Genomic DNA, 23181 nt, shown 5'->3' on the forward strand with positions numbered 1-23181 from the left:
GCGCGGCCGTGCGCGGCTCCACCGCGCCGACGTCCTCCGACGAGGGCGCGGCGCCGCCCCGTCGTCCTGCCGACCGCATCCGCACCGTCGTCCTGACGGTCGCCGGCGCGATCGGGCTCACGTGCCTGCTCGCCTGGGGTGCCGTGGCGTTCACCGGGCTGTCGTTCGTCGTCGTCACCACCGGGTCGATGGCCCCGACGATCCCCGCGGGCGGGCTCGCCATCACGCACCGCGTCCCCGCGGCCGAGATCACCGACGGGGACGTCGTCACGGTCCCGCGCGCGGGGTCGGCCCTGCCCGTCACCCACCGCGTGGTCGCGGTGGACCGGGTCCCGGGGGACTCCGCGGCGCGGTCGCTCACCCTGCGGGGCGACGACAACGCCTCCGACGACCGCGACCCGTACGTCGTCCGGCACGCCGGACTCGTGCTGGCGCACGCCCCCGGCCTGGGCTCGGTGCTCGTCGTGGTCACGAGTGCCCCGGCCCGTGGGCTGGCGGTCGCGCTCGTCGGCGTGCTCGTCGCGTGGGCGTTCTGGCCGGCCCGGCGGGAGGACTCGTGACCCGCGTCCTCGCCACCTCCGCGGCGGTCGCCGCGGTGCTCGTCGGTGCGACCGGGATCGGCACGACGGCGGTGGCCGTCGCCGCGTCGGACTGGAGGCCCGTGGCCGAGACCGGCACGCCGGGCCGGTTGGTGCTGCACACCGGTCCGGAGCCCCTCGTGCTGCCCGGGGCGGGGAACGACGCGGACGTCACGTGGCAGGTGCGGACGAGCGTCGACGAGCCCGGCCCGGTCACCCTCGACCTGCAGCTCACGGGGCGGGGCGGCCTGCCGGGCGGGACCGACGGCGTGCTCGTGACGGTCGCGACGTGCGACCAGCCGTGGGAGGACCCGTCGGGAGCCCCCACGTGCGGCGGACAGACCGCCGCCCTCGTCGACGCCGTCCCCCTCGTCGACTGGGCGACGACCGCGCCGTCGGTCCGTGTGCCCGACCCGGACGGCGACGGCTCGGCGTACCTGCTCGTCCGGTTGTCCCTCGGTGACGCCGCGACCACGGTGCCCCGGACCGCCGAGGTCGGCGTCGGCGTGACCGCGCGCGGCGGGGACCCCGTCGTGCCCGGACGCCCGGCACACGGCGGCGGCAACGGCGACGGCGAGGGCGCTGGCGTCGGCCCGGTCGTCCTCGCGATGACGGGTGGCGGGTTCGCGGGGCCGGTGCTCGTCGCGGTCGCGGCCGTCCTCGCCGGCGTCGCTCTCCGACTCCGGCGCCCCGGGAGCCGGTCGTGAGCCGGCGTCCGCTGCACCTGCGCCGTGGCCGGATCGCGGTCGTCACCGGCATCGCCGTCGCAGCAGCCCTGGTCACGCCCACCGCCGTCCCGAGCACCGCGTCGTGGTCGGACCGCGAGTGGGCGCACGGGGCCGTGGGGACGTCGTCGTTCGACTGCGGTACCGACGCGGACTACACGTCGACGGCCTCGAGCCGGTTCCTGGGTGGGAGCATCGCCGGCATCGACCTCGACGACGTCGCCACGGTGCGCGGGGTCGACGTCGCGAAGACCGGCGCCGCACCGGCATCGGTCGAGCCGGCCACCGCGCCCGAGCTCGGCACCGGCGGCCGCCCGTTCACGCAGGCGTTCGGCAACCCGCTCGACGTCGGCCTGCTCGGCGACGTGGCGGGCATCGACCTCACCGGTCTCGGCCTCGGACTGCCGGCCGGTTCGGCCGGCGCGGTGAACCAGGTCGCGACGGCGTCGGGAACCGGTGACGCGGTGGCGGCATCCGGGCTCGTCGCGGACTCCGGTGGCGTGCTCGTCACGCCGACGACCCCGTCCGACGACCTGCCCGACCCGGCGTCGATCACGCTCGGCCGCGCACTGCCGGGCATCGCGGACGTCACCGACGTGGGGCTCGACGTCGGAGCCGTCGGTGCGAGTGCGCAGCTCGCCGGGTGCGACGCGATCAGCGACGACGTGTGGGGCGGGGTCGTCCAGCGCACGCTCGCGACGAACCTGCGGGCCGCGGTGCAACAGGTCGCTGCCGACAGCGGGGCCGCCGGGCTCGAGCGCGACTACGGCATCGCGAGCCTCGACCTCCGTGTGGACAGCCCGCTCGTCGGTGCGCTGGTCACGGCCGTGAACGACACCGTGGTGCAGCTCGACGCCACGGTCGACGCGCTCGGTGGCACGGACGGGGTGCTCGCACGGACGATCAACCAGGGCGTGCTCGGGGTGCTCGGCGGGCTCACCGGCAGCCTCGGGCTCGGCACCATCGGGGGCACCGTCGAGATCACCGGGCCGGACCTGGCGGGCGCGGTCGCGCCGTTGCTCGCCGAACCCGTGCAGGACGCCGGCGGAACGTTGTCGCTCGACCTGTCGGCCGGATCCGTCCGGGTCGACCTCGCGCATCTGCTCGGCGACGACGAGCACGGGCTCAACGACCTGCCGCCGAACCACGAGGTGGTGCTCGACGCCGTCACCCTCGGTGCGCTGGCCGACCGGCTCGGGCAGGTGGTGGACGCCTGGGCGGGGAAGATCACGACCGCCCTGACGACCGCGCTCGGGTCCCTGCACGTCCGGATCGCGCTCGCCGCCGACCTCAGCGCGCCCCTGGTGCTCGGCATCCGCGTGAAGATCGCCACGCTGTCGATCGGCGTCGACACCGGGGTCGCGGCGCTCATGGCGGGGCAGACGAAGCTGTCGGTCGGGGTCGCGCTGCTCGGACTCGACCTGGGTGGTCTGCTCGGCGTCGTGACCGGCCTCGCCACGTCGCTCGTGAACCCGTTGACCCAGGCGGTGGTGGGGACGCTCACGACCCGGTTGTTCGCACTCGTCGGGACGCTCGGCACGACGCTGACGACGACGATCGGCGACCCGGTCGTCCGTGCGCTCGGGACGGTCCTCGCACGGCTGCCCGGGGTGCTCTCGCTCCGGGTGAACGTGCAACAGGACCTCGCGGCCGCCCCGACCCCGGCCGGCCGTGCGACGACCGGGCAGTACACGCAGACCGCACTCCGCCTGTCGATCGCGGACGCCCTGGTGCCCGGGGGACTGGCCCGCGTCGACCTGGCCTGCGCCGTGGTGGGGCCGAACTCCGTGTCGCTCCTCGATGCCGCCCGCGCCCGAGATAGGTAGCATCGTTACCTAGCTGCGCATGGTGGACAATCACCGGAGCCGCATGCTGACCGCCCGTACCCTGCCGTCAGGGGCTCGGGGCGCCGAGGTCGACGGCCGCGATGATGCGGTCGACGATCCGGACGAACCGGACCCTGTCCCGTTCCGAGAAGGAGGCCAAGAGCTCGTGCAGGTGCTTGTTCGTGCCGTCCATGGCGATCGAGTAGTCGCGTCTGGCGGTCTCGGTCAGCTCGATGTGGCGACTCCGTCCGTCGGCCGGGTTCGGCACACGGCTGAGGTGTCCGCTCTGCTCGAGTCGGTCCACCATGCCGGTCACCGCCGGTCCGGTCAGGCCGAGGTGCTTCGCGAGGTCCTTCACGCGGACGGTCCGGTCGGCCGCTTCGGCGCGGGACACGAACTGCAGCACGGTCAGGTCGCTGCCCGAGACGTCGAGCTGGTCGCGCAACCGCGCCCGCAGCGCGGACACTGCTGCTTCGAGTCGGGTCAGCGCCGCCACGAGGTCGAGATCGCTCACGAGCGCGCCCCCTTCGAACCGATCGGGTCCGCGCCACCGTACGCCGTGCTCACCGGGTCAGCGTATCCACATAACGAGTTGCACGGTCAGGTTCGGGTGTCCGGCACGGGGGCGATGCACCGTGACTGACACGTACCATGCCCCACGTGCCGGCGGACGCGCGAGCGAGTCGGTGCGCTTCGAGGTGTCCGGCATCGATCCGGAGTCGGCGGCGCGTGACCTGGCCATGGTGCACGGCGCCGAGCAGTGGTCCGCCCAGCAGACCGGCAGCGAGTTCCTCTACCGCTACACCGCGGTCGGCGACACCGAGATCAGCATCCGTCGGTCCCAGATGCGCGGCGTCCTGCGCGGTGCGATGCCGATCAGCACCGATTACATCGTCGCGTGGATGACGAGCGGCAGCGCCCACCTCGACGTCGGCGGGCAGCGGGTGGACCTGCACCGGAACGTGCCGACGCTGCTGCCCTGCGACACCGCGTTCGTCTTCGCGGCCGAGGACCACGACCAGCGTCTGGTGCACCTCGACCGGGAGCTCGTGCACCGGGTCGCCAGCGAACAGCTCGACCTGGGCGACCGCCCGCTGCGCTTCGACCACACGCGCGAACCGGACAACGCGATGTACGGCCGGTGGCAGGGTGCCCTCGCCGCGCTGTCCCGCGCGCTCCGTGTCGGCGGTCCGGACTCCAACACCTGGGTCGCGGCGAAGTCGCTCGCGATCGCCGCCTTCCTCGAGACCTTCCCGCCGCAGCTCGACGACCTGCCGGCCGAACTGGCCCTGCCGCGGAACGCCCGGCTGCGCGCCGCCGTCGAGTACGTCCACGCGCACGCGTCCGAGACCGTGACCATCGCCGACCTCGCCGCGGTGGCCGGCCTGAGCGTGCGGTCGGTGCAGGAGTCGTTCCGTCGGGTGTTCGACGTGTCGCCGCTCACCTACCTGCGGGACGTCCGTCTGGACCGCGTGCGCAGCGAACTCCTCGCACTCGACCCGCAGGTCGGAGCGATCGGCGACGTCGCCCGACGCTGGGGGTTCGCGCACCTCGGCCGGTTCTCGGCGTCGTACGCAGCCAGGTTCGGCGAGTACCCGAAGCAGACCCTGCGCCGCTAGCCGGGGGTCAGGCCCGCGGCGCGGGGCCGGTGCTGGAACGCACCCGCAGCGTGGTCGACAGACGGACGTGGTCCGACGCGGCGTCACCACGGAGCATCGTCAGCAGCATCTCGACCGCACGGGACCCGAGTTCGGCCAGCGGTTGCGAAACGGTGGTGAGCGGCGGGGTGGTGATCGACGCCTGGGGGACGTCGTCGAACCCGACGACGGACAGGTCCTCCGGCACCCGCAGGCCGAGCTCCGCCGCGGCTCGCAGCACACCGACGGCCGACGAGTCGTTCGCGGCGAACACCGCGGTCGGTCGCTCGTCCATCGTGAGCAGGTCGCGCGCGACAGCCGCGGACTGCTCCTCTTGGTAGTCGCCGTCGCGGACGAGCCGCTCGTCGATCGGGAGTCCGGCGGCGGTCAGTGCGGAGCGGTACCCGGCCTCGCGCAGCTGGGCGGACGCCAGGTCGACGCGCCCCCGCAGGTGCGCGATCCGGGTGTGCCCGAGCGCGAGCAGGTGCTCGACGGCCTGGACCGCCCCGCCCTCGTTGTCGGCGTCGACCGTCGCGTGGCCCTCGGGCCCGGTGTGCGGGTCGATCGCGACGACCGGGATCGACGAGCTCGACAGGGCCGTGGTCGGGGTGACGACGATGGCGCCGTCGATGAGGGTGCCGGACAGGCGTGACAGCGACCGGCGTTCCCAACCCGGGCGGTCGGCGCCGGTCATCAGGCCGGCGTAGGCGAGCAGCTCGTAGCCGGTACCGGTCGTCGCGCTCGAGATGCCGCGCAGGAGCTCGGTTGAGAACGGCTCGAACTCGGGCACCAGGATCCCGACGACCCCGGTGCGGGAGCTCCGCAGGCTGCGGGCGACCAAGGACGTCTCGTAGCCGAGGTCCGCGACGACCTGCTGCACGCGGATCATCGTGGCCGCGGCGACGCCGTCGCGCTGGTTGATGACCTTCGACACGGTGGGGATCGAGACCCCCGCGACCCGTGCGACGTCGCCGATCGTCACCCGGCCGGCACCGGGACGCGCGCCGAGTGCCGAGTCCATGTGCTCACCGTACCGCTGATGGCGTGTCGAAACGGCGTAGAAAACGTTATCGATATCGATTGACAAGCGGCAGGAGCACCTGGCACGCTCTCCGCAGCGGCAGTGGATGTCGCTGCATGTCAACGACGACACGAGGAGTTCCACGATGACGAGGAAGATCCGTGCCGCGGCAGCCATCGCGCTGATCGGGGCGACAGCACTGGTGGCCACGGGCTGCTCGGCAGGCGGCAACGCGGCCGACGACGGCAACGGGAAGGTCACGATGACCTTCTGGCACAACTCCACCACCGGACCCGGCAAGGCCTACTGGGCCTCGACGGTCAAGGCGTTCGAGGCGAAGTACCCGAACGTCACCATCAAGACGCAGGCCATCCAGAACGAGGACCTGGACGGCAAGCTGCAGACCGCGCTCAACTCGGGCGACGGGCCGGACGTCTTCCTGCAGCGCGGCGGCGGCAAGATGGACGCGATGATCGCCGCCGGGCAGCTCATGGACATCTCCGGCTCCATCAGCGCCGACGCGAAGAAGTCGATCAGCGCCGGGACGTTCGCGGGCTACGAGAAGGACGGCAAGACCTACGCCATGCCCGGTGCCGTGCTCCCCGAGGGCATCTGGTACTCGAAGGACCTGTTCCAGAAAGCCGGCATCGACCGTACCCCGACGACGATGGACGAGCTGAACGACGACGTCGCGAAGCTCAAGGCCGCCGACATCGACCCCGTCGCCGTCGGTGCGAAGGACGCCTGGCCCGCCGCCCACTGGTACTACAACTTCGCGCTGCGCGAGTGCAGCCAGAAGACGCTCGAGGGCGCGGCGAAGTCGCTCAAGTTCGACAACGCCTGCTGGACGAAGGCCGGCGAGCAGCTCGAGGACTTCACCGCGACGAAGCCGTTCAACGACGGGTTCCTGACGACCGCGGCCCAGCAGGGTGCTGGCAGCTCCGCCGGTCTGCTGGCCAACCACAAGGCCGCCATGGAGCTCATGGGGGCGTGGGACCCGGGAGTGATCAGCTCGCTCACCCCGGACGGCAAGCCGCTGGCCGACCTCGGCTGGTTCCCGTTCCCGACCATCGACGGTGGCAAGGGTGACCCGAAGTCGATGATGGGCGGCGTCGACGGCAACTCCTGTTCGGCGAAGGCCCCGAAGAAGGCCTGCACGGACTTCCTCAACTTCATCGTGCAGAAGGACAACCAGGAGGCCTACTACACGGCGTTCCAGGCCATCCCGGTCAACCAGGAGGCCCAGTCGGTCGTCGACGCGGACTACCTGAAGTCGGCGCTCGCCGCCTACCAGGACGCGCCGTTCGTCTCGCAGTACCTGGACACCCTGTACGGCCAGAACGTCGGCAACGCGCTGAACACCAGCGTCGTCGACCTGCTCGCCGGCAAGGGCAGCGCGAAGGACATCGTGGACACCACCAACCAGGCCGCGGCCAAGGGCTGACCATGACCCTCGACACCTCGCTCGGCACGCCTCCGACCACCGGGTCGGACACGGCCGCGGGGACGTCCCCGGCGGGGAGCGGTGCGCCGCTCCCCGCCGGTCGGCGGTCCACGCGCCGCATCGCGGACTGGCGGAAGCGCGTCGAGATCGCGGTGCTCGCCGGCCCCGCGGTCATCGTCTTCGTCACCTTCGTGATCCTGCCCGTGGTGCTCGCCGCCTACTACGGGTTCTTCAAGTGGCAGGGCTACGGCCCGCCAACCGACTTCGTGGGGCTGCAGAACTACCTGATCATCTTCCAGGACAAGGCGTTCCACGCGGTCCTGATGCACAACGGCTTCATCGTCGTGCTGTCCCTCGTGCTGCAGGGGCCGATCGCCATCGTGCTCGCCCTGCTGCTCAACCAGAAGATGCACGGCCGCGGGCTCGTCCGCGTGCTCGTGTTCGTGCCGTACGTCATCTCCGAGGTGATCGTCGGCACCGGCTGGAGCCTGATGCTCCAGTCGAACGGCGCGGTGAACGACCTGCTCCAGGGCATGGGCCTCGGCGGGCTGCGGGCCGACTGGCTGTCCAACCCGGACATCGCCATCTGGACCCTGCTCGTGATCATCTCGTGGAAGTACATCGGCTTCGCGGTGATCCTGTTCCTGGCCGGCCTGCAGAGCATCCCCGAGGAGCTGTTCGAGGCGGCGGCCATCGACGGCGCCGGTTACTGGCAGATCCAGCGGCGGATCACCCTGCCGCTGCTCGGCCCCACCATCCGGATCTGGGCGTTCCTGTCGATCATCGGCTCACTGCAGCTGTTCGACCTCGTCTACATCATCTGGGGGCAGTACATCTCGTCGACCGCCGGCACCTCGACGATGGCGACGTACATGGTCGCCAACGGTCGCACGTCCGGCAACTTCGGTTTCGGCAGCGCCGTCGCCGTGGTCATGTTCGTGATCTCGCTCGCCGTCGCCCTGATCTACCAGCGCTTCGTGCTCCGCCGCGACACCGCGGGTGCAGTCACCGAGAGGAAGAACTGATGGCCACCACGAGCATCGTCGCCCCCGGGCGGCGGGCCACGCGGGAGCGGCGGTCCAGCGCGGCCATCGGTCGCGCGAACCCGCTCACCTACCTGGTGGCGATCCTGTTCGTCGCCGCGAACCTCGCCCCGGTGCTGTACATCGTGCTGGGCGGCTTCCGGACGAACTCGCAGATCACCACGAGCCCGGCCGGGCTGCCAGCGCCGTTCGAACTCGGCAACTACGGATCCGTGCTGTCCAGCGGCATCTTCTGGCAGCAGCTCGCGAACTCGACGATCAGCGCCGTGACCACCACCGCGGGCGTCGTCGTGCTCGGCCTGATGGTGAGCTTCGTGCTCGCCCGCTACCGGTTCGCCGGCCGCGGTGCGCTGTACGCGCTGTTCGCCGCCGGTCTGATGTTCCCGATCACCGTCGCCATCACGCCGCTGTACCTGCTCGTGAAGGACCTCGGGCTGACGAACAGCCTGGCGGGCGTGATCCTGCCGCAGATCGCCTTCGCCCTGCCGACCACGGTCATCATCCTGGTGCCGTTCCTGCGGGCGATCCCGGACGAGCTCGAAGAGGCAGCGTCGATCGACGGCGCCAGCCGCCTCGGGTTCTTCTTCCGCATGGTCGTGCCGCTGTCGCTGCCGGGCGTCGTCACGGTCGGCATCCTGGCGTTCATCGCGAGCTGGAACAGCTACATCCTGCCGCTGTTCATCCTGAACAACGAGGGCAGCTACACACTGCCGCTCGGCGTGCAGGCGTTCTCGTCGCAGTACTCGGTCGACACGGCCAAGGTGCTGGCGTTCACGTCGATGTCGATGATCCCGGCACTGGTGTTCTTCACCATCTTCCAGCGCCGCATCGTCGGCGGCCTGACCGGGGCGGTGAAGGGGTGACGACGACGGACGCGACCCGGGACACCGGACGCCAGCCGCGCCTCCAGGACGACCACGACGCACCCGACGCGACCGGACCCGACCGCGCCACCGCCCTGCTCGCCGCCATGACGCTCGACGAGAAGGCGGCGCAGCTCGTCGGCTACTGGCTCGACCAGACCGGCGTCGTCGCGCCCATGCAGGGTGAGATGGCGGCGGCCGCCGACGGCCGCACCCTGGCGGACATCACCCGCGACGGCATCGGGCAGTTCACCCGCGTCTACGGCACGCGACCGGTCGAACCCGACGACCGCGCAGCCTGGCTGTGGGCGGAACAGCGGCGACTCAAGCGCGAGACCCGGCTCGGGATCCCCGCGCTCGTGCACGAGGAGTGCCTGACCGGGCTCGCCGCGTGGAAGGCCGCGACGTTCCCCACCCCGCTGGCGTGGGGTGCGGCCTTCGACCCGGAGCTGGTCGAGCAGGTCGGCGCCGCAATCGGTGCGTCGATGCGGCAGCTCGGCGTGCACCAGGGCCTGGCACCGGTCCTCGACGTGATCCGCGACCCGCGATGGGGGCGGGTCGACGAGTGCATCGGCGAGGACCCGTACCTGGTCGGCACCGTGGGGACCGCCTACGTGCGCGGCCTGCAGGCGGCCGGCGTCGACGCGACGCTCAAGCACTTCCTCGGGTACTCGGCCTCGCAGGCGGGGCGGAACCACGCACCCGTGCACGCCGGACCGCGCGAGGTCGCCGACGTGTACCTGCCGCCGTTCGTGATGGCCCTGCGCGACGGTGGCGCCCGGAGCGTCATGAACTCGTACGCCGAGATCGACGGCGTGCCCGTCGCGGCGAACGGTGAACTGCTGACCGGACTGCTGCGTGACGAGCTCGGCTTCGACGGCACCGTCGTCGCGGACTACTTCTCGGTCGCGTTCCTCGAGGTCATGCACGGCATCGCCGCCGATCGTGGCGAAGCAGCGGCACTGGCGCTCGAGGCGGGCATCGACGTCGAGCTGCCCACCGGGGACGCGTACCTCGCGCCGCTCGTCGAACGGGTCCGCTCGGGGCTGCTCGACGAGGCCCTGGTTGACCGCGCCGTCCTGCGGGTGCTGCGGCAGAAGGAGCGACTGGGGCTGCTCGACCCGCAGGCGTTCGAGGACGAGCCACCCACCGGCATCGACCTGGACACCCCGCTGCACCGGTCGTTGGCGAAGCAGTTGGCGGCGCGGTCGCTGGTGCTGCTGTCGAACGACGATGTGGGCGCTGGCGCTGGCGCTGGCGCTGGCGCTGGCGCTGGCGCTGGCGCTGGTGCTGGTGCTGGTGCTGGGGCTGGCTTGCCGGCGGCCGCGCCCGTGCTGCCGCTGCGCGCCGGGGCGTCCGTCGCCGTCATCGGCCCCAACGCCGACCGCGCCGAGGCTCTGCAGGGCTGCTACTCGTTCGCCAACCACGTGCTCGCGTCGCACCCCGACCTGCCGCTCGGCTTCGCCATCCCGACCGTGCGCGAGGCGATGGTCGACGCCCTCGGCGACGACGCCGTGCGCTTCGCCGCGGGGTGCGCCGTCACCGGCTCCGACCGTGCCGGTTTCGCAGACGCCGTCGCCGTGGCCGCTGCCTCCGACGTCGCGGTCGTCGTCGTCGGCGACCAGGCCGGACTGTTCGGCCGCGGCACCGTCGGCGAGGGGAACGACACCGAGTCGCTCGACCTGCCGGGTGTGCAACGCTCGCTCGTCGAGGCGGTCGTCGCCACCGGCACGCCGACCGTGGTGGTGCTGCTGACCGGGCGGCCGTACGCCATCGGGTGGGCGCTCGACGGCGACGACGACGGCGTCGTCGCCGCTGACCCGGCCGGCGCGAGCCGAGTCGCTGTTGGCGCTCGACGACCCGCGGCGGTCGTGCAGGCGTTCTTCCCCGGCGAGGAGGGCGGCACTGCGATCGCCGACCTGCTCACCGGCGCCGCGTCACCGTCCGGCCGCCTGCCCGTCTCGCTGCCCCGTGCCGCCGGCGCCCAGCCGTACACGTACCTGCACCCGCGACTCGGGGGTCCTTCGGACGTCACCGCCGCCGACTCGACGCCGGTCCGCCCGTTCGGCTTCGGCCTCGGCTACACGTCGTTCGCGTACGACGACCTGGTCGTTGACACGTCGGTGCCTTCCGACGGGCTGTTCGACGCCTCGGTGACCGTCCGGAACACGGGCGCACACGCGGGCGAGGACGTCGTCCAGCTCTACGGGCACGACGTGCACGGCAGCGTCACCCGCCCGGAGGTCCAGCTGCTCGGCTACGCGCGCGTCGCGCTCGCCGCGGGGGAGTCCGCCCGGGTCCGCTTCCGCGTCCCCGTCCAGCGGTTCGCGTTCACCGACCGTCGCATGCGCCGGGTCGTCGAACCCGGGGACGTGCAGGTCTGGGTCGCGTCCCACGCGGCGGCGTCACGACCGGGAGGCCCGGTGCCGGCAGGAGGGATCGTCGCGTCCGGCGACGGGCCGGTCCGACACCCCGTCCCCGGCTCCGCCACGGAGCGCGCCACGGTCGACGTGACGGGGCCGGTGCACGAGGTCACGCTGGACGACCCGCGGATGGTCGAGTGGACGGTGGCCTGAACCGGGGCTGCGCCGACGGGGCGGGCCGTGCGGACGGATCAGGACGCACGGCTCGCCCCGGCAGCGCTACCGCGAACCCTGCTGCAGGGTCTCGGGCAGTGGCGGCAGGGGGCGATCGCTGTCGGCGACCCGGGTCAGCCGTGCTGCCAGTGGTCGGAAGAGCGCCGACAGCAGCACCTTGTCCGCCACACCCCGGGCGGCGAGCCCGAGCCGGGTCTGCGGGTACGCGAAGTGCACGATGCCCTTCGGGATGCCCTGGATCTTGTCGACCAGGGGGCGCATCCACGTGTCGAAGGCGTCGAGCGCGCGGTCGAGGTCCTCGTCCGCCGTGACCGATGCCGCCAGCACGTACCCGCTCGTCAGGGCGAGCGAAGCGCCACCGCCACCCATCGGTGTCACGCACCAGGCCGCATCGCCGATCACGCACACGCGGCCGCGGTGCCAGCGCGGCATCCGGATCTGGGTCAGCTCGTCCAGGTAGACGTCGTCCGAGCCGTCGAACCCGTCGAGCACGCGCTCGGTCTGCCAGCCGGCGTCGGCGTAGCGGGTCCGCAGTGTCGCCAGGGCCTCCGACCGCGAGCGGCCGACCAGGTCGTCGCCGCCGGCGTAGGCCAGGATCGCCCGCGTCGTGCCGTACGGGTCCGGGCGCAGGTGGACCTGACGCCCGCCGACGGCGTTGTACCAGCGCCAGCGGTCGTCGTCGGACGGCGTGCGCGGGATCGTCCCGAAGACCATGGTCACCCCGAGGTCCCGCTCGTCGACCTCGCCCTCCGCGGCGAAGAGCCGGTCGCGGGTCCGGGAGCGGACGCCCTCGGCGATGACCACGAGGTCGGCGTCGAGCACCCGTCCGGCGTCGGTGGTCACGGTCGCCCGGCGTCCGCCGGCCTGGTCGTCGACGTCCTGGATCGTCTCGCCGTAGACGATGCTGACGCCGTCGGGCAGGTCGTCGAGGATCACCCGGGCGAAGTCGCCGCGCAGGACCTCGAGTTCTGCGGTGGCACCGTCCGGGCCGTCGGAGGGCAGCTCGGACCGGACCTTGCCGTCACGATCGACGATCACCGTCCCGGTCTCGGTCGTGTTGCGTGCGCGGACGGCGTCGACCAGGCCCATGCGCTCGAGCACCTCGCGAGCGACCCCGCGGACGTCGACGTTCTGCCCGCCGTCGCGGAAGGACGGCGGACGTTCGATCACCGTCACCTGCCACCCGACGTGGCGCAACCACCAGGCGGCGGACAGGCCTGCGATGCTGGCTCCGGAGATCACTGCGTGCTGTGAGGTCATGCTTTACAGTAAAGCAACTGCACAGTAAAGGAACCTGGATGCCCGACATCGACCCCCTCACCACGGTGTGGTCCGACGACGAGGTGGCCGTCATGCACGCGCTGCGCGACTGGGCCGTCACCTTCGACGAACTCCAGCGCCACCTGTCGTCGTGGATCGGTCTGCCCGGTTCCGACGCGAACGCCCTCGGGCAGATCGTGTGGGCGGACCAGGCCGGCGAGCCGCTCTCCCCGGCGCAGTTGGCCCGGCGGATCGGCATGACGTCGGGCGCCACGTCGGTACTGCTCGACCGCCTCGAAGGGGCCGGGCACGTCACCCGGCACCGCGAGAGCGCCGACCGACGGCGGGTCACCCTGCGGCCGACCGAGTCCGCGCGAGCCGAGAGCGGGCGGTTCCTCGCGTTCTCCGGTGCCGAGATCGCCGCCACGGTGCGGGACACCGATCCTGAGGAGACGCGGGTCGTCCTGGCGTTCCTGCGACGCATGACCGACGCCGCCGCGTCGGCGAACGGTCGCCTGCAGGCACGCTGAGGGAACCGACGGGCGGCGTCGCCGCGCTCAGTGCTCCTTGACGAGCGCCTCGACGTTGTTGCCGTCGGGGTCGCTCACGAACGCCGTGTAGGCGCGGTACTCGGGCCAGTACCGAGGCTCGTGGCGCGAGAGCCCGCCGGACGCGACGGCCGCCCGGTGGAACGCATCGACCTCGGTGCGGCTCGCCGCCTCGAACGCCAGGTGCAGACCACGGGTCACCGCCGCCGTCGTGGGTGCGGTCTCGAGCGAGACGCTCGGGGTGTCCTGGCCGGTGGTCCAGTACTCGGCGACGGACTCGGTGCGGTAGCCCGCCTCGACCCCCAGTGGCGCGAGTGCCGCCGTGTAGAACGCCTCGCTCGCGGCGAAGTCGCTGGCGAAGACCCCGAGGTGGTGGATGAGGCGAGGACCGGGCACGGGAGTGACGGTACCCACGTCAGCTCGTTGCCGAGGTCGCCGACAGGCTGCCGAGCAGGGTGAGGCGTTCTCCGGTGGGCGACCCGGCTGTCGCCGTGCAGGCGTACATGGTCCACCCGGGGCTGTCGGGCAGGTCGAACGCCTCGTACGTGAACTCGAGGTCGCCGACGTCGGGGTGGTGGATCCGCTTCGCGCCGGTGCGGTGGAACCGGACGTCGTGGGCAGCCCAGCGGGCCCGGAACTCGTCGGACCGGGTCACGAGCTCCCCGATGAGTCCGGTGAGGTCCTTGTCGTGCGGGTGTTGTCCGGCAGTCTGTCGGAGCGTCGCGACGATGCTGTTCGCGCCCGCCACCCAGTCCGGGTAGAAGGTCCGGGCCGCAGGGTCGAGGAACGTGAAGCGTGCGTTGTTGCCCTGCGCGCCCGGGGCGTCGAGGACCGGTGCCAGGAGCGCCCGGCCGAGCGGGTTCGTCGCGACGATGTCCATCTGCCGGTTCCGCACCCACGTCGGTGTCCCGGTGACCGTGTCGAGGAAGCGCTGGAGACTCGGACGCACGACCGGTTCCGGCGTGGTGGTCCGCCGACGGATCGGGGCCGGAGCCGCGCCGCGGGCGAGGTCGTGCAGGTGCTCGGTCTCAGCGTCGTCCAGTTGCAGCGCACGGGCGATCGCCTCGAGGATCTCGGTCGACACCCCGGAGAGGTTCCCGCGCTCGATCTTGGCGTAGTAGTCGATGCTCGTCCCCGCGAGCATCGCGACCTCCTCGCGACGGAGCCCGGGGACGCGCCGCCGACCGCCACTGATGAGGCCGGCCTGCTCGGGCGTGATGCGAGCACGCCGGGTGCGGAGGAAGTCGCTGACCTCGGCCTGGTTGTCCATACTCCTCACCGTACGACGACGCGCTGTCGTGAAGGAGTGACTGCTGGTACACGGAAGAGCCCGCCCTCCCACGCACGCCGCCGCCGCGGGAGTCTCATGGAGTCATGGCCAACACGACTCCCACAGTGACCCTCAACACCGGTACGACGATGCCGCAGCTCGGCTTCGGCGTCTACCAGATCCCCGCCGACGAGACCGAGCGGGCCGTCACCGATGCGATCACGGCCGGCTACCGACTGATCGACACCGCAGCCTCGTACGGCAACGAGGAAGCCGTCGGCCGGGGCATCGCCGCCAGCGGTGTGCCCCGCGAGGAGCTGTTCATCACCTCGAAGCTGTGGATCCAGCGCCGCGGCGAGCACGGCGCCCGTGACGCGATCACCACGTCGTTGCAGAAGCTCGGCCTGGACTACCTCGACCTGTACCTGATCCACCAGCCGTTCGGTGACTACTACGGCGAGTGGCGTGCCCTCGAAGCGGCGCACCGAGACGGCCGGCTCCGCGCGATCGGCGTGTCCAACTTCGCCGCCGACCGACTCGTGGACCTCATCGCGTTCGCCGACGTCGTGCCCGCGGTGAACCAGATGGAGACGAACCCGTTCCACCAGCAGGCCGACTACCAGGAGCTGCTGCAGAAGGAGGGCGTGCAGCTCGAGGCGTGGGCGCCGTTCGCCGAGGGCAAGAACGACCTGTTCGCCAACCCGGTCCTGTCCGAGATCGGTGCGGCGCACGGCAAGTCGGTCGCGCAGGTCGTGCTCCGGTGGCTCGTGCAGCGCGGCGTCGTGGTCGTGTCGAAGTCCGTCAAGCCCGAGCGCATGCAGCAGAACCTCGACGTCGTCGACTTCGAGCTCACCGACGAGCAGATGGCGACGATCGCCGAGCTCGAGGCCGGTGAGTCGCAGTTCTTCTCCCACGTCGACCCCGACATGGTCCGCTGGCTCACCGGCCGCGCCGAAGCCTGATCTGCGTGCCCGGCCGGCAGCCCACCCGCCGCCAGGTGCTGCGGACCGCCACAGCGAGCACGCTCAGTGTCGCCGTGGGTGGGCTGTTGGCCGCGTGCACCACCGCGCCCACTCCGTCCACCACCCCGAGGAGCACCGTGTCCCCGACCGCGCGCGACGACCGCGTCCTGCTGGCGTACTTCTCCCGACCCGGCGAGAACTACTGGAACGGCGGTCGGCGCACCATCGACACGGGCAACACCGAGGTCCTCGCCGGTCTGATCGGTGACCGGATCGACTGCGACGTCGTCCGCATCGAGGCCGCCGACCCCTACTCCGACCGCTACGACGCCACCGTGGCGCGCAACAGCACGGAGCAGGACGACGACGCCCGTCCGGAGATCGCGAGCGAACTGCCCGATCTGCGCGCCTACGACACGGTGCTGCTCGGGAGCCCGATCTGGAACGTCCAGCCGCCGATGATCATGGCGACCTTCGTCGAGGCCGTCGACCTGTCCGGCAAGCGGCTGCTGCCGGTCGTCACGTACGCGGTGAGCGGTCTGGGCTCCACCGAGTCCTTCTACCGCGACCTCGACACCGGGGCGACGCTCGGCGAGGGGCTCGCAGTGCGCGGCGAAGACGTCCGCGAGCGCGCCGCCGGAGACGACGTCGACCGGTGGCTGCGGAACGTCGGGCTCACCTGACCGTCACGGGGCCGCAGCGATCGCTGCCCGGGCCGTGTCGATGACCCGCATCACGCCGACGACATCGTCGTGCGTGTGCACCGGCGACTCGATCCGCCCCTCGGCTGCGAAGGACGCGAGTGCGGTGGCCTGGTAGGCGAGCCCGTCATGCAGCACCTCGAGTCGCTGGTCCGTCCAGGTCGCGGACTCCGACGCCGCGAAGTTCCCACGAACCGCGGTGATCGACGAGGGCCCGAAGAACGGGCTGCCGATGTCGATGCGTCCCTCGGTGCCGACGACCGAGGCTCGCACGGGCAGCGCGGTCTCGAGCGACGTCGACAACATCGACCGGGCTCCGCCCGCGTACGAGAGCAGCAGGTCGGCGCGCACGTCGACGCCGCCCGGACCGCTCGCCCCTTCGACCAGCACGCGGTCCGGGGAGCCGAGCACCGAGGCGGCGAACGAGATCGGGTAGACGCCGGCGTCCAGCAGCGCGCCGCCGCCGAGCTCCGGCGCCCACAGGCGGTGCCCCGGGTCGTACGGCATCACGAACCCGAAGTCGGCGGTCACGAGCCGGACGGTGCCGATCGTGCCGTCGGTGAGCAGTCGCCGCATGATGTCCGACTGCGGCAGGTACCGCGTCCACATCGCCTCCATGACGAGCACACCGGCGGCCCGTCCCGCACCGGTGATCTCCTGCGCCTCGGCAGCGGACATCGCGATCGGCTTCTCGATCAGGACGTGCTTGCCGGCGGCGATCGCAGCGAGGGCCTGCTCGCGGTGCAGCGGGTGCGGGGTGGCGACGTAGACGACGTTGACCTCGGGGTCGGTCACGAGCGCCTCGACGCTCGGCACGGTCCGGTCGATACCGTGCTCCTTCGCGAACCGTGCGGTCTTCGCAGCATCACGGGCGGTCACGGCGATCACCCGCTGCGGCGTGTGCCGGTGGATCGCGGTGACGAACTTGCCGGCGATGCCAGTGCCGATCACGCCCCACCGCAGGGCCGGAACGGCGTCGGGGTCGGGCAGCACCGGGGTGGGCAGCGTCAGGGTCATCGTCGTCCTCTCGCAGGGATTGGCTCGTGCCATCGCAGCCTACGCGTCCTTCGCACGTGCCAGACTGGCCGGGTGACGACGGGGACCGACGACCTGCCGGAGCGGCGCCCCACCGGCGGCCGCCTGCCGACGATGCGCGACGTCGCCGAGCACGTCGGGATGTCCCGGCAGCTCGTCTCGCTCGTGCTCCGCGGTGCGCCCGGACCCAGCGCGGAGTCCCGCGACCGGATCCTCGCGGCGGCGGCCGAGCTCGGCTACCGCCCGCACACCTCGGCCCGGCTGCTCCGCGAGGGCCGCACGCGGCTCATCGGTGCGGTCTTCAGCATGCGCAACCCGTTCCAGGTCCGGTTCGTCGAACGGCTCTTCGCCCGTGCCGCCGAGCAGGGCTTCGGCGTCGCCCTCGGCCCCGCCGGTACCGAGCGCTCGACGGACCAGGTGGTGGCCGACCTGCTCGGCGAACGCGTCGAGGCCCTCGTCGTGTTCAACCCCGACCCCGACGCGACCGCGCTCGAGGAGGCGAGTCGCCTCGTGCCGGTCGTGCTCCTCGGCGAGTGGACGGACGCCCCCTACGCCGACAACGTGCACGTGGACGAGACCGGTGGGCTCCGCGCCGCGGTCGAGCACCTGATCGGTCTCGGTCACCGCCGCATCGCCTACGCCGGTGGCGAGGACGGGCTGGTCGGCCTCGATCGTGCGACCGCGTACCGTGCCGCGATGCAGGGCGCCGGACTCGCAGCCGAGACCGACGTCGTCCCCAGCGGCTTCAGCGAAGAGGATGGCGCCGCGGCCGCCCGCACACTCGTCGCCCGCGACACCCTGCCCACCGCCGTGGTCTGCTGCGGTGACCAGTGCGCCACCGGCCTGCTCGCCGTCTTCGCGCAGCACGGTGTCGACGTGCCGGGACGGGTGTCGGTGGTCGGCTTCGACGACAGCTACCTCGCGTCGCTCAGCTACCACCGCTTGACGTCGGTGCACCAGGACGTCGAGGCGACGGTCGACGCGGCGCTGGCTGCCGTCCTCGACCGGACCTCGGGGAACGGTGGGGAGCGACGTCGTGTCGCGACACCGACCGGGTTCGTGGTGCGCGCGTCGACGGGTCCTGCCGAGCGCTGAGCGTCGAGCGTTGACCCGGAACGACGTGGTGGACGTCGTGCGACGTCGACCATGTCGTTCCGGGTCGGGGTGGCTGCCGCTCAGCGCACGCTGCGGATCGGGATCACGACGAGTGCGCCGACGAGTGCCACGATGCCGGCGCCCCAGAGCAGCACCGGGTAGTTGTCACCAGCGCCGACCCCGAGCAGCAAGGCACCGAGTGCCGGCGCGAACGACTGCGGCAGGGAGTTCGCGATGTTCATGACGCCGAGGTCCTTGCCGGGCTTGTCCTTGTCGGGCAGGACGTCGACCACCAGGGCGTTGTCGACGGCCACGTAGATGCCGTAGGCGAAGCCCATGATCATCTCGGCGACGTAGAACACGGTGACGCCCTGCGCGTAGACGAGCACGACGAGGCCCACGCCGAAGAGCAGGGTCGAGCCGCCGACGAACACCTTGCGGCGCCGCAGCCGGTCGGACAGCCAGCCCGAGAACGCCGTGCCGATCATGAGTGCGATCGTGTAGAGGAGGACACCGAACGCCACTGCCGAGGTGGCGCGTTGCGCGGTCATGCCGAGGTGGTCCTGCATGTAGAACAGCCGGAACGTCGTGAACAGGAACGTGGCGAGGATGATCAGGAACCGCGACCACCACGCCAGTCCGTAGTCGCGGTGCGTGATCGGGTTCGTCCAGAAGGTCTGCACGATCGTGAGCCACGAGAACGGCTTCGGTCGGACCTCGGGGATGCGGTCGGGGGTGACGAACGCGTACACCAGCACGCAGAGCACGCCGAGGATGCCGGGCAGGATGAACAGCAGCGGCAGGTTCTCGACCAGCAGGACGGCGGCGTACGTGCCGGCGAGCACGGCCAGGTTCTGCGCCAGCCCGATCACGCTCGAGGCGCGGCCGCGTTGCAGCTCGGGCACGTTGTCCGCCCAGCTGGCCATCATGGCCGAGTAGGCGGCGTTCGACCCGAGCTGGCAGACGATCCACGCCACGGTGAGCATGCCGACGTTCGGCGAGTACGCCACCATGGCGAGTCCGCCGAGCAGCACCAGGATGCCGCCGAGTAGCCACGGGCGGCGGCGCCCCCACCGCGTCCGGGTTCGATCACTCAGGGCGCCGAACAGCGGGTTGCCGAAGATCGCGCCGAGCGATCCGAGCGGCAGCGCGACGGCGATCACCGAGGCGGGGTCGTCGGGGTTCAGCGCCTGGGCCTTCAGTTGCATGCTGACGTAGACCGGCGACAAGATCGCCACGTAGATGCCGAACTGTGCCAGTCCGAGGGCGGTCAGGTACCAGTTGCTGACGTGGTTGGTCGGGGTGGCGGTGGTGAACGGGTGCGCCGGCAGCCTTGTCGACATCGACTCCTCCTCGGGTCGTGTGCACGTCGTCCGGTCGGAAACCCGGTCATCGGTGACGCGCGTTTGGCTCGTGCTAACCTGACGACGTCGGCGATGTTATCTCGTGCCAAGCGCAAATGCCACCGCCCGACGACGAACCACGGAACCGAGAGCACTGGAGCACGATGATCCCCACCGCCCTGCCCGAACCCGAGCTCTTCACGACGGCGTCCGGTGAGCCGTCCCTCGGCTGGGGGATCGTCGGCCCCGGCTGGATCGCCGGCGAGTTCGCCACCGCGGTGCGCGCTTCGACCGCCCAGCGCATCGTCGCCGTCGCGTCCCGGTCACTGCCCCGCGCATCCGCGTTCGCCGCCGAGCACGGGATCGAGGCAGCCGTGGAGGGTGTCGACGCCCTCGTCGCCCGGCCCGACGTCGACGTGGTCTACATCGCGACACCGCAGAGTGAGCACGCCGCGGTGGCCCTGGCAGCGATCGCCGCCGGCAAGCACGTGCTCATCGAGAAGCCCTTCACCGTCACGGCTGCCGAGGCCCGTACCGTCGCCGATGCCGCACGCGCCGCCGGGGTGCTCGCGATGGAGGGCATGTGGAGCCGCTACCTGCCGCAGGCCTCGGTGCTCCGGACCCTGCTGGCGGACGGTGCGCTCGGTGCGGTGCGCAGCGTGCTCGCCGACCACGGCCAGGCGATCCCGTTCGGCCCGGACCACCGGCTGTTCCGTCCGGAGCTCGGCGGGGGAGCGCTGCTCGACCTCGGCATCTACGCCGTGCAGTTCGCGTCGATGGTGCTCGGCACCCCGGACCGCGTCACGGCACGAGGCCGGATGACCGAGTCCGGCGTCGACGCCTCCGGCTCGCTCGTCCTCGAACACGGCGCCGCCCAGGCCGTCCTGCACACGACCATCGCCGCCCGCACGCCCACCACCGCGTCGATCGCCGGCACCGAGGGCACGATCGACTTCGCCGGACCGTTCTACAACCCGACGACCTTCACGATCTCGGCAGCAGCGCACGGTTCGCCCGTCCTGCACTGGCAGGACCCGACACCACTGCGGGGCTTCGCTGCCCTGGCCTGGGAATCCACCGCCCTGGCACGCTTCGTCGGCGAGGGGCGGACGGAGTCCCCGCTGCACACCCTCGACGAGACGATCTCGATCCTCGAGACCGTCGACACCGCCCGCGCCCAGATCGCCGCGGGCTGAGCAGGAGACGACGATGTCCGACCTCATCACCACCCTCGAACAGCAGGAGCGCGACCTCGTGCTCGACGCCTTCACCCACGACGACGCCTGGGAGCTGGGTTCCCTGATCCGCGGCATCGCCCACGAGGCCGGCCACGCCGTCGGCATCGACATCCGGCGTCCCGGCCTCGGGCTGTTCCGCGCGGCGACCCCGGGCATCACCCCGGACCAACACGTCTGGATCGACCGCAAGGCCGCGGTGGTGCTCCGGATGGAGCAGTCGAGTGCTCTCGTCGACGCCCGGTTGTCCGCCGCCGGGGTCGATCCCGCTGCGATCGGGTGGCTCGGCGCCGAGTACGCCGTGACGGGAGGGTCGTTCCCGATCCGGGTCCGCGGTGCCGGTGTGGTCGCGGCCGCGACGGCCTCCGGCCTGTCCTCGATGGAGGACCACGACCTGGTCGTCGCTGGCCTGCGTGCGTTCCTCGCCTCGCGTTCCTGACGCGACCGGGTGCGGACGGGAGGCCCGGTGCCAGCTGGCACCGTGCCTCCTGTCCGTCCCGCGGTCGCGTTCGCGGGCGTGAGGTTCCACGACTTGCCGCTCACGTTCCCCGAGGTTCCGCTTCCGGCCCCTGGGCGCCCCGAGATCCGACGATTTCGGAACCTGGGGGTCGCCTTCGCAGCCCGCGTCCGCGACCGGCGAGGTTCCACGACTTGCCGCTCACGTTCCCCGAGGTTCCGTGGACGGCCCCTGGGTGCCCCGAGATGCGAGGATTTCGGAACCTGGGGCGCCCAGCGGACGCCCGCTCAGGCGGGCAGGGGGACGAAGTCGAACTCCTGGAACGATGCGACCTCGTCCGCCCAGCGGGTGGCGACGAAGCGCTGGTGCGCGGGGTGTGCGTCGTACGCCGAGTAGGTGTCCTGGTCGGCGAACGCCATCGAGAACTGGAACCGGAAGTCGCTCTGCGTGGACACCTGGCGGGACACCGTGAAGTCCTGCACGCCGGGGATCGCCGGCAGGGTGTCGCGGGCGGTCTCGAGGAACGCTGCCTCGTGCGGGGAGCCGGCGGCGTGGACGAGCGTGAAGCAGACGGTGTGGACGATCATGCGGGGTCTCCGGTGGGGTAGTCGACGAAGGCGAAGGCGGACCCGTCGGGAGCCCACCCGTTGACGTTGAGGGTGCCCTGCCCGCCGTCGAGCTCGACGATGGTCTCGGCTGCCTGCCAGACCTCGGGTCCCCAGGCGCTGACGGATCCGTCACCGGTGACGAGGCGCAACCGCACGCGCTCGTCGGCCGGGTGCCCCTCGGTGCCGGGCGGGAACGACAGGTAGACGGCGGCGTCGTCGGTCGGGGCGGGGTGCGGGAACCAGTTGACGTGCTCGTCGACCGTGAGCTGCTCGATCCCGGTGCCGTCCGGTCGGACCCGGGCGATCTGCGCGTGCCCCGGTGCGGACTCGAACTGCTCGGTGTTGAACAGGATCCACGCGCCGTCCGGCGTCCACTCCGGGCCGTCGGCCGCGGAGGGGTCCGTCGTCACGGCGCGGTCCGAGCTGCCGTCGACGCCCATCACCCGGATCGTGCCCGAGGACCAGACGGCGTCACCGGACGGGTCGAGCCGGACGTAGGCGAGCTCGGAGCCGTCGGGGCTGACGCCGTGCAGGAAGTGCAGACCGCCGTCGTCCGCGGTGACCCGGGTCGCTGCGCCGCCGGCGAGCGGGGCGCTCCAGATGTGGAAGTCGTTCGCGCTGACGTGCACGGTGACGCCGTCGGGATCGAGCACGTGGTCGTTGTTCAGGGGCGGGACGCCCTCGATCGCGACGTGCTCCGGAGCTGCGGCACCGTCGGACGGCATCGTCCAGAGGACCCCGTCGCCGTTCAGCACGAGACGGCCGTCGGTGGTCCAGTTCGGCGCTTCGTAGAGCCGCTCGGCGGACTCGTGCACGGTGGTCACGCTGCGGTCGGCTCGGTGCCAGATCCGGATCCGGCAGGTCTGGCCCGGTGCGAGCACGCGACCCGGGGCTTCATCGTCGAGGGGCATGGCACACCTTCCGCAGTGAATG

The 23181-nt window shown here is 71.8% G+C and carries 23 protein-coding genes; 14 read left to right on the top strand and 9 right to left on the bottom strand.

Translation table 11 applies throughout. From position 1 onward, the window contains the following. Positions 1–8 precede the first annotated feature (8 nt). From EDF23_RS15830 to EDF23_RS15840, 3 genes are read left to right on the top strand one after another with little or no spacing between them, the layout of a single operon-like run. Complete coding sequence (locus EDF23_RS15830) at positions 9–560, top strand: signal peptidase I (protein WP_131922245.1); 552 nt, start codon at positions 9–11, stop codon at positions 558–560. After that, entirely contained in the window at positions 557–1285 is a 729-nt protein-coding gene (locus EDF23_RS15835) for a hypothetical protein (protein ID WP_131922247.1), read from the top strand. Before EDF23_RS15830 ends, EDF23_RS15835 begins: the two co-directional genes overlap by 4 nt. After that, positions 1282–3129, top strand: coding sequence for a choice-of-anchor G family protein (locus tag EDF23_RS15840; protein WP_131922249.1), 1848 nt, complete (start codon positions 1282–1284; stop codon positions 3127–3129). Before EDF23_RS15835 ends, EDF23_RS15840 begins: the two co-directional genes overlap by 4 nt. A 67-nt stretch (positions 3130–3196) precedes the next feature. Here EDF23_RS15840 and EDF23_RS15845 read toward each other — a convergent pair whose 3' ends face one another. Beyond that, complete coding sequence (locus EDF23_RS15845; protein ID WP_123294672.1) at positions 3197–3643, bottom strand: MarR family transcriptional regulator; 447 nt, start codon at positions 3641–3643, stop codon at positions 3197–3199. A gap of 121 nt (positions 3644–3764) precedes the next feature. Between EDF23_RS15845 and EDF23_RS15850 the strand changes: the two genes are divergently transcribed. Further along, positions 3765–4748 (top strand): AraC family transcriptional regulator, encoded by a 984-nt coding sequence (locus EDF23_RS15850; RefSeq protein ID WP_131922251.1) that lies wholly within the window; start codon positions 3765–3767, stop codon positions 4746–4748. A gap of 7 nt (positions 4749–4755) precedes the next feature. Here the strand turns inward: EDF23_RS15850 and EDF23_RS15855 are convergent, their stop codons facing one another. Then, positions 4756–5787 carry a LacI family DNA-binding transcriptional regulator gene (locus EDF23_RS15855; protein ID WP_131922253.1) on the bottom strand — a complete coding sequence of 344 codons (1032 nt, stop codon included), beginning with the start codon at positions 5785–5787 and terminating at the stop codon, positions 4756–4758. A gap of 145 nt (positions 5788–5932) precedes the next feature. Between EDF23_RS15855 and EDF23_RS15860 the strand changes: the two genes are divergently transcribed. The 4 genes from EDF23_RS15860 (at position 5933) to EDF23_RS15875 (ending at position 11713) form a co-directional block, all read left to right on the top strand. Then, the gene (locus tag EDF23_RS15860) at positions 5933–7231 is read left to right on the top strand and encodes an extracellular solute-binding protein (protein WP_131922255.1); all 1299 of its coding nucleotides are present in this window, start codon (positions 5933–5935) and stop codon (positions 7229–7231) included. Between the two features lie 2 nt (positions 7232–7233). Beyond that, the gene (locus tag EDF23_RS15865) at positions 7234–8256 is read left to right on the top strand and encodes a sugar ABC transporter permease (RefSeq protein WP_131922257.1); all 1023 of its coding nucleotides are present in this window, start codon (positions 7234–7236) and stop codon (positions 8254–8256) included. Next, positions 8256–9137: a carbohydrate ABC transporter permease gene (locus EDF23_RS15870; RefSeq protein ID WP_123313217.1), complete on the top strand. Its 882-nt coding sequence runs from the start codon at positions 8256–8258 to the stop codon at positions 9135–9137. Before EDF23_RS15865 ends, EDF23_RS15870 begins: the two co-directional genes overlap by 1 nt. A 107-nt stretch (positions 9138–9244) precedes the next feature. Further along, on the top strand, positions 9245–11713 hold the full coding sequence (locus EDF23_RS15875) for a glycoside hydrolase family 3 N-terminal domain-containing protein (RefSeq protein ID WP_131922360.1): 2469 nt from the start codon (positions 9245–9247) through the stop codon (positions 11711–11713). 66 nt (positions 11714–11779) lie between these two features. Here EDF23_RS15875 and EDF23_RS15880 read toward each other — a convergent pair whose 3' ends face one another. Then, entirely contained in the window at positions 11780–12994 is a 1215-nt protein-coding gene (locus EDF23_RS15880; RefSeq protein ID WP_131922259.1) for an FAD-dependent monooxygenase, read from the bottom strand. 38 nt (positions 12995–13032) lie between these two features. On the opposite strand from EDF23_RS15880, the gene EDF23_RS15885 reads away from it, so the two are divergent. Next, the gene (locus EDF23_RS15885; RefSeq protein WP_123340594.1) at positions 13033–13524 is read left to right on the top strand and encodes a MarR family transcriptional regulator; all 492 of its coding nucleotides are present in this window, start codon (positions 13033–13035) and stop codon (positions 13522–13524) included. Positions 13525–13551: 27 nt separating this feature from the next. On the opposite strand, the gene EDF23_RS15890 is transcribed toward EDF23_RS15885, so the two are convergent. Both EDF23_RS15890 and EDF23_RS15895 read right to left on the bottom strand, forming a co-directional pair. Further along, positions 13552–13938: a VOC family protein gene (locus tag EDF23_RS15890; protein ID WP_131922260.1), complete on the bottom strand. Its 387-nt coding sequence runs from the start codon at positions 13936–13938 to the stop codon at positions 13552–13554. A gap of 19 nt (positions 13939–13957) precedes the next feature. Beyond that, the gene (locus EDF23_RS15895; RefSeq protein WP_131922262.1) at positions 13958–14812 is read right to left on the bottom strand and encodes a helix-turn-helix transcriptional regulator; all 855 of its coding nucleotides are present in this window, start codon (positions 14810–14812) and stop codon (positions 13958–13960) included. Between the two features lie 104 nt (positions 14813–14916). Between EDF23_RS15895 and EDF23_RS15900 the strand changes: the two genes are divergently transcribed. Both EDF23_RS15900 and EDF23_RS15905 read left to right on the top strand, forming a co-directional pair. Beyond that, positions 14917–15774, top strand: a complete 858-nt coding sequence (locus tag EDF23_RS15900) for an aldo/keto reductase (RefSeq protein WP_131922264.1) — start codon at positions 14917–14919, stop codon at positions 15772–15774. A gap of 137 nt (positions 15775–15911) precedes the next feature. Beyond that, a complete protein-coding gene (locus EDF23_RS15905) occupies positions 15912–16457 on the top strand; it encodes a flavodoxin (protein ID WP_243648959.1) in 546 nt (181 codons plus the stop codon). 3 nt (positions 16458–16460) lie between these two features. Here the strand turns inward: EDF23_RS15905 and EDF23_RS15910 are convergent, their stop codons facing one another. After that, positions 16461–17492, bottom strand: a complete 1032-nt coding sequence (locus tag EDF23_RS15910; protein WP_131922265.1) for a Gfo/Idh/MocA family oxidoreductase — start codon at positions 17490–17492, stop codon at positions 16461–16463. A gap of 72 nt (positions 17493–17564) precedes the next feature. On the opposite strand from EDF23_RS15910, the gene EDF23_RS15915 reads away from it, so the two are divergent. Further along, positions 17565–18605: a LacI family DNA-binding transcriptional regulator gene (locus tag EDF23_RS15915; RefSeq protein ID WP_207895519.1), complete on the top strand. Its 1041-nt coding sequence runs from the start codon at positions 17565–17567 to the stop codon at positions 18603–18605. 80 nt (positions 18606–18685) lie between these two features. Here the strand turns inward: EDF23_RS15915 and EDF23_RS15920 are convergent, their stop codons facing one another. After that, positions 18686–19948 (bottom strand): MFS transporter, encoded by a 1263-nt coding sequence (locus EDF23_RS15920; protein WP_131922266.1) that lies wholly within the window; start codon positions 19946–19948, stop codon positions 18686–18688. A 164-nt stretch (positions 19949–20112) separates the two neighbouring features. Between EDF23_RS15920 and EDF23_RS15925 the strand changes: the two genes are divergently transcribed. Both EDF23_RS15925 and EDF23_RS15930 read left to right on the top strand, forming a co-directional pair. Next, complete coding sequence (locus EDF23_RS15925; RefSeq protein ID WP_131922268.1) at positions 20113–21144, top strand: Gfo/Idh/MocA family oxidoreductase; 1032 nt, start codon at positions 20113–20115, stop codon at positions 21142–21144. A gap of 13 nt (positions 21145–21157) precedes the next feature. Beyond that, positions 21158–21622: a heme-degrading domain-containing protein gene (locus EDF23_RS15930; protein WP_131922270.1), complete on the top strand. Its 465-nt coding sequence runs from the start codon at positions 21158–21160 to the stop codon at positions 21620–21622. Between the two features lie 305 nt (positions 21623–21927). Here the strand turns inward: EDF23_RS15930 and EDF23_RS15935 are convergent, their stop codons facing one another. Together EDF23_RS15935 and EDF23_RS15940 are read right to left on the bottom strand one after the other, a co-directional pair. Beyond that, entirely contained in the window at positions 21928–22227 is a 300-nt protein-coding gene (locus tag EDF23_RS15935) for a Dabb family protein (protein WP_123294686.1), read from the bottom strand. Beyond that, the gene (locus EDF23_RS15940; RefSeq protein WP_131922272.1) at positions 22224–23159 is read right to left on the bottom strand and encodes a hypothetical protein; all 936 of its coding nucleotides are present in this window, start codon (positions 23157–23159) and stop codon (positions 22224–22226) included. Before EDF23_RS15940 ends, EDF23_RS15935 begins: the two co-directional genes overlap by 4 nt. Between the last annotated feature and the right edge of the window lie 22 nt (positions 23160–23181).

This window comes from Curtobacterium sp. PhB128 (assembly GCF_004340725.1).
Lineage (GTDB): Bacteria > Actinomycetota > Actinomycetes > Actinomycetales > Microbacteriaceae > Curtobacterium.

What these genes read in the sequence shown, in the direction of transcription:
- EDF23_RS15920 (WP_131922266.1), bottom strand. Translation starts at nt 19,948, where the DNA reads ATGTCGACAAGGCTGCCGGCGCACCCGTTCACCACCGCCACCCCGACC.
- EDF23_RS15895 (WP_131922262.1), bottom strand. Translation starts at nt 14,812, where the DNA reads ATGGACAACCAGGCCGAGGTCAGCGACTTCCTCCGCACCCGGCGTGCT.
- EDF23_RS15870 (WP_123313217.1), top strand. Translation starts at nt 8,256, where the DNA reads ATGGCCACCACGAGCATCGTCGCCCCCGGGCGGCGGGCCACGCGGGAG.
- EDF23_RS15935 (WP_123294686.1), bottom strand. Translation starts at nt 22,227, where the DNA reads ATGATCGTCCACACCGTCTGCTTCACGCTCGTCCACGCCGCCGGCTCC.
- EDF23_RS15900 (WP_131922264.1), top strand. Translation starts at nt 14,917, where the DNA reads ATGGCCAACACGACTCCCACAGTGACCCTCAACACCGGTACGACGATG.
- EDF23_RS15940 (WP_131922272.1), bottom strand. Translation starts at nt 23,159, where the DNA reads ATGCCCCTCGACGATGAAGCCCCGGGTCGCGTGCTCGCACCGGGCCAG.
- EDF23_RS15880 (WP_131922259.1), bottom strand. Translation starts at nt 12,994, where the DNA reads ATGACCTCACAGCACGCAGTGATCTCCGGAGCCAGCATCGCAGGCCTG.
- EDF23_RS15930 (WP_131922270.1), top strand. Translation starts at nt 21,158, where the DNA reads ATGTCCGACCTCATCACCACCCTCGAACAGCAGGAGCGCGACCTCGTG.
- EDF23_RS15860 (WP_131922255.1), top strand. Translation starts at nt 5,933, where the DNA reads ATGACGAGGAAGATCCGTGCCGCGGCAGCCATCGCGCTGATCGGGGCG.
- EDF23_RS15855 (WP_131922253.1), bottom strand. Translation starts at nt 5,787, where the DNA reads ATGGACTCGGCACTCGGCGCGCGTCCCGGTGCCGGCCGGGTGACGATC.
- EDF23_RS15885 (WP_123340594.1), top strand. Translation starts at nt 13,033, where the DNA reads ATGCCCGACATCGACCCCCTCACCACGGTGTGGTCCGACGACGAGGTG.
- EDF23_RS15865 (WP_131922257.1), top strand. Translation starts at nt 7,234, where the DNA reads ATGACCCTCGACACCTCGCTCGGCACGCCTCCGACCACCGGGTCGGAC.
- EDF23_RS15925 (WP_131922268.1), top strand. Translation starts at nt 20,113, where the DNA reads ATGATCCCCACCGCCCTGCCCGAACCCGAGCTCTTCACGACGGCGTCC.
- EDF23_RS15910 (WP_131922265.1), bottom strand. Translation starts at nt 17,492, where the DNA reads ATGACCCTGACGCTGCCCACCCCGGTGCTGCCCGACCCCGACGCCGTT.
- EDF23_RS15875 (WP_131922360.1), top strand. Translation starts at nt 9,245, where the DNA reads ATGACGCTCGACGAGAAGGCGGCGCAGCTCGTCGGCTACTGGCTCGAC.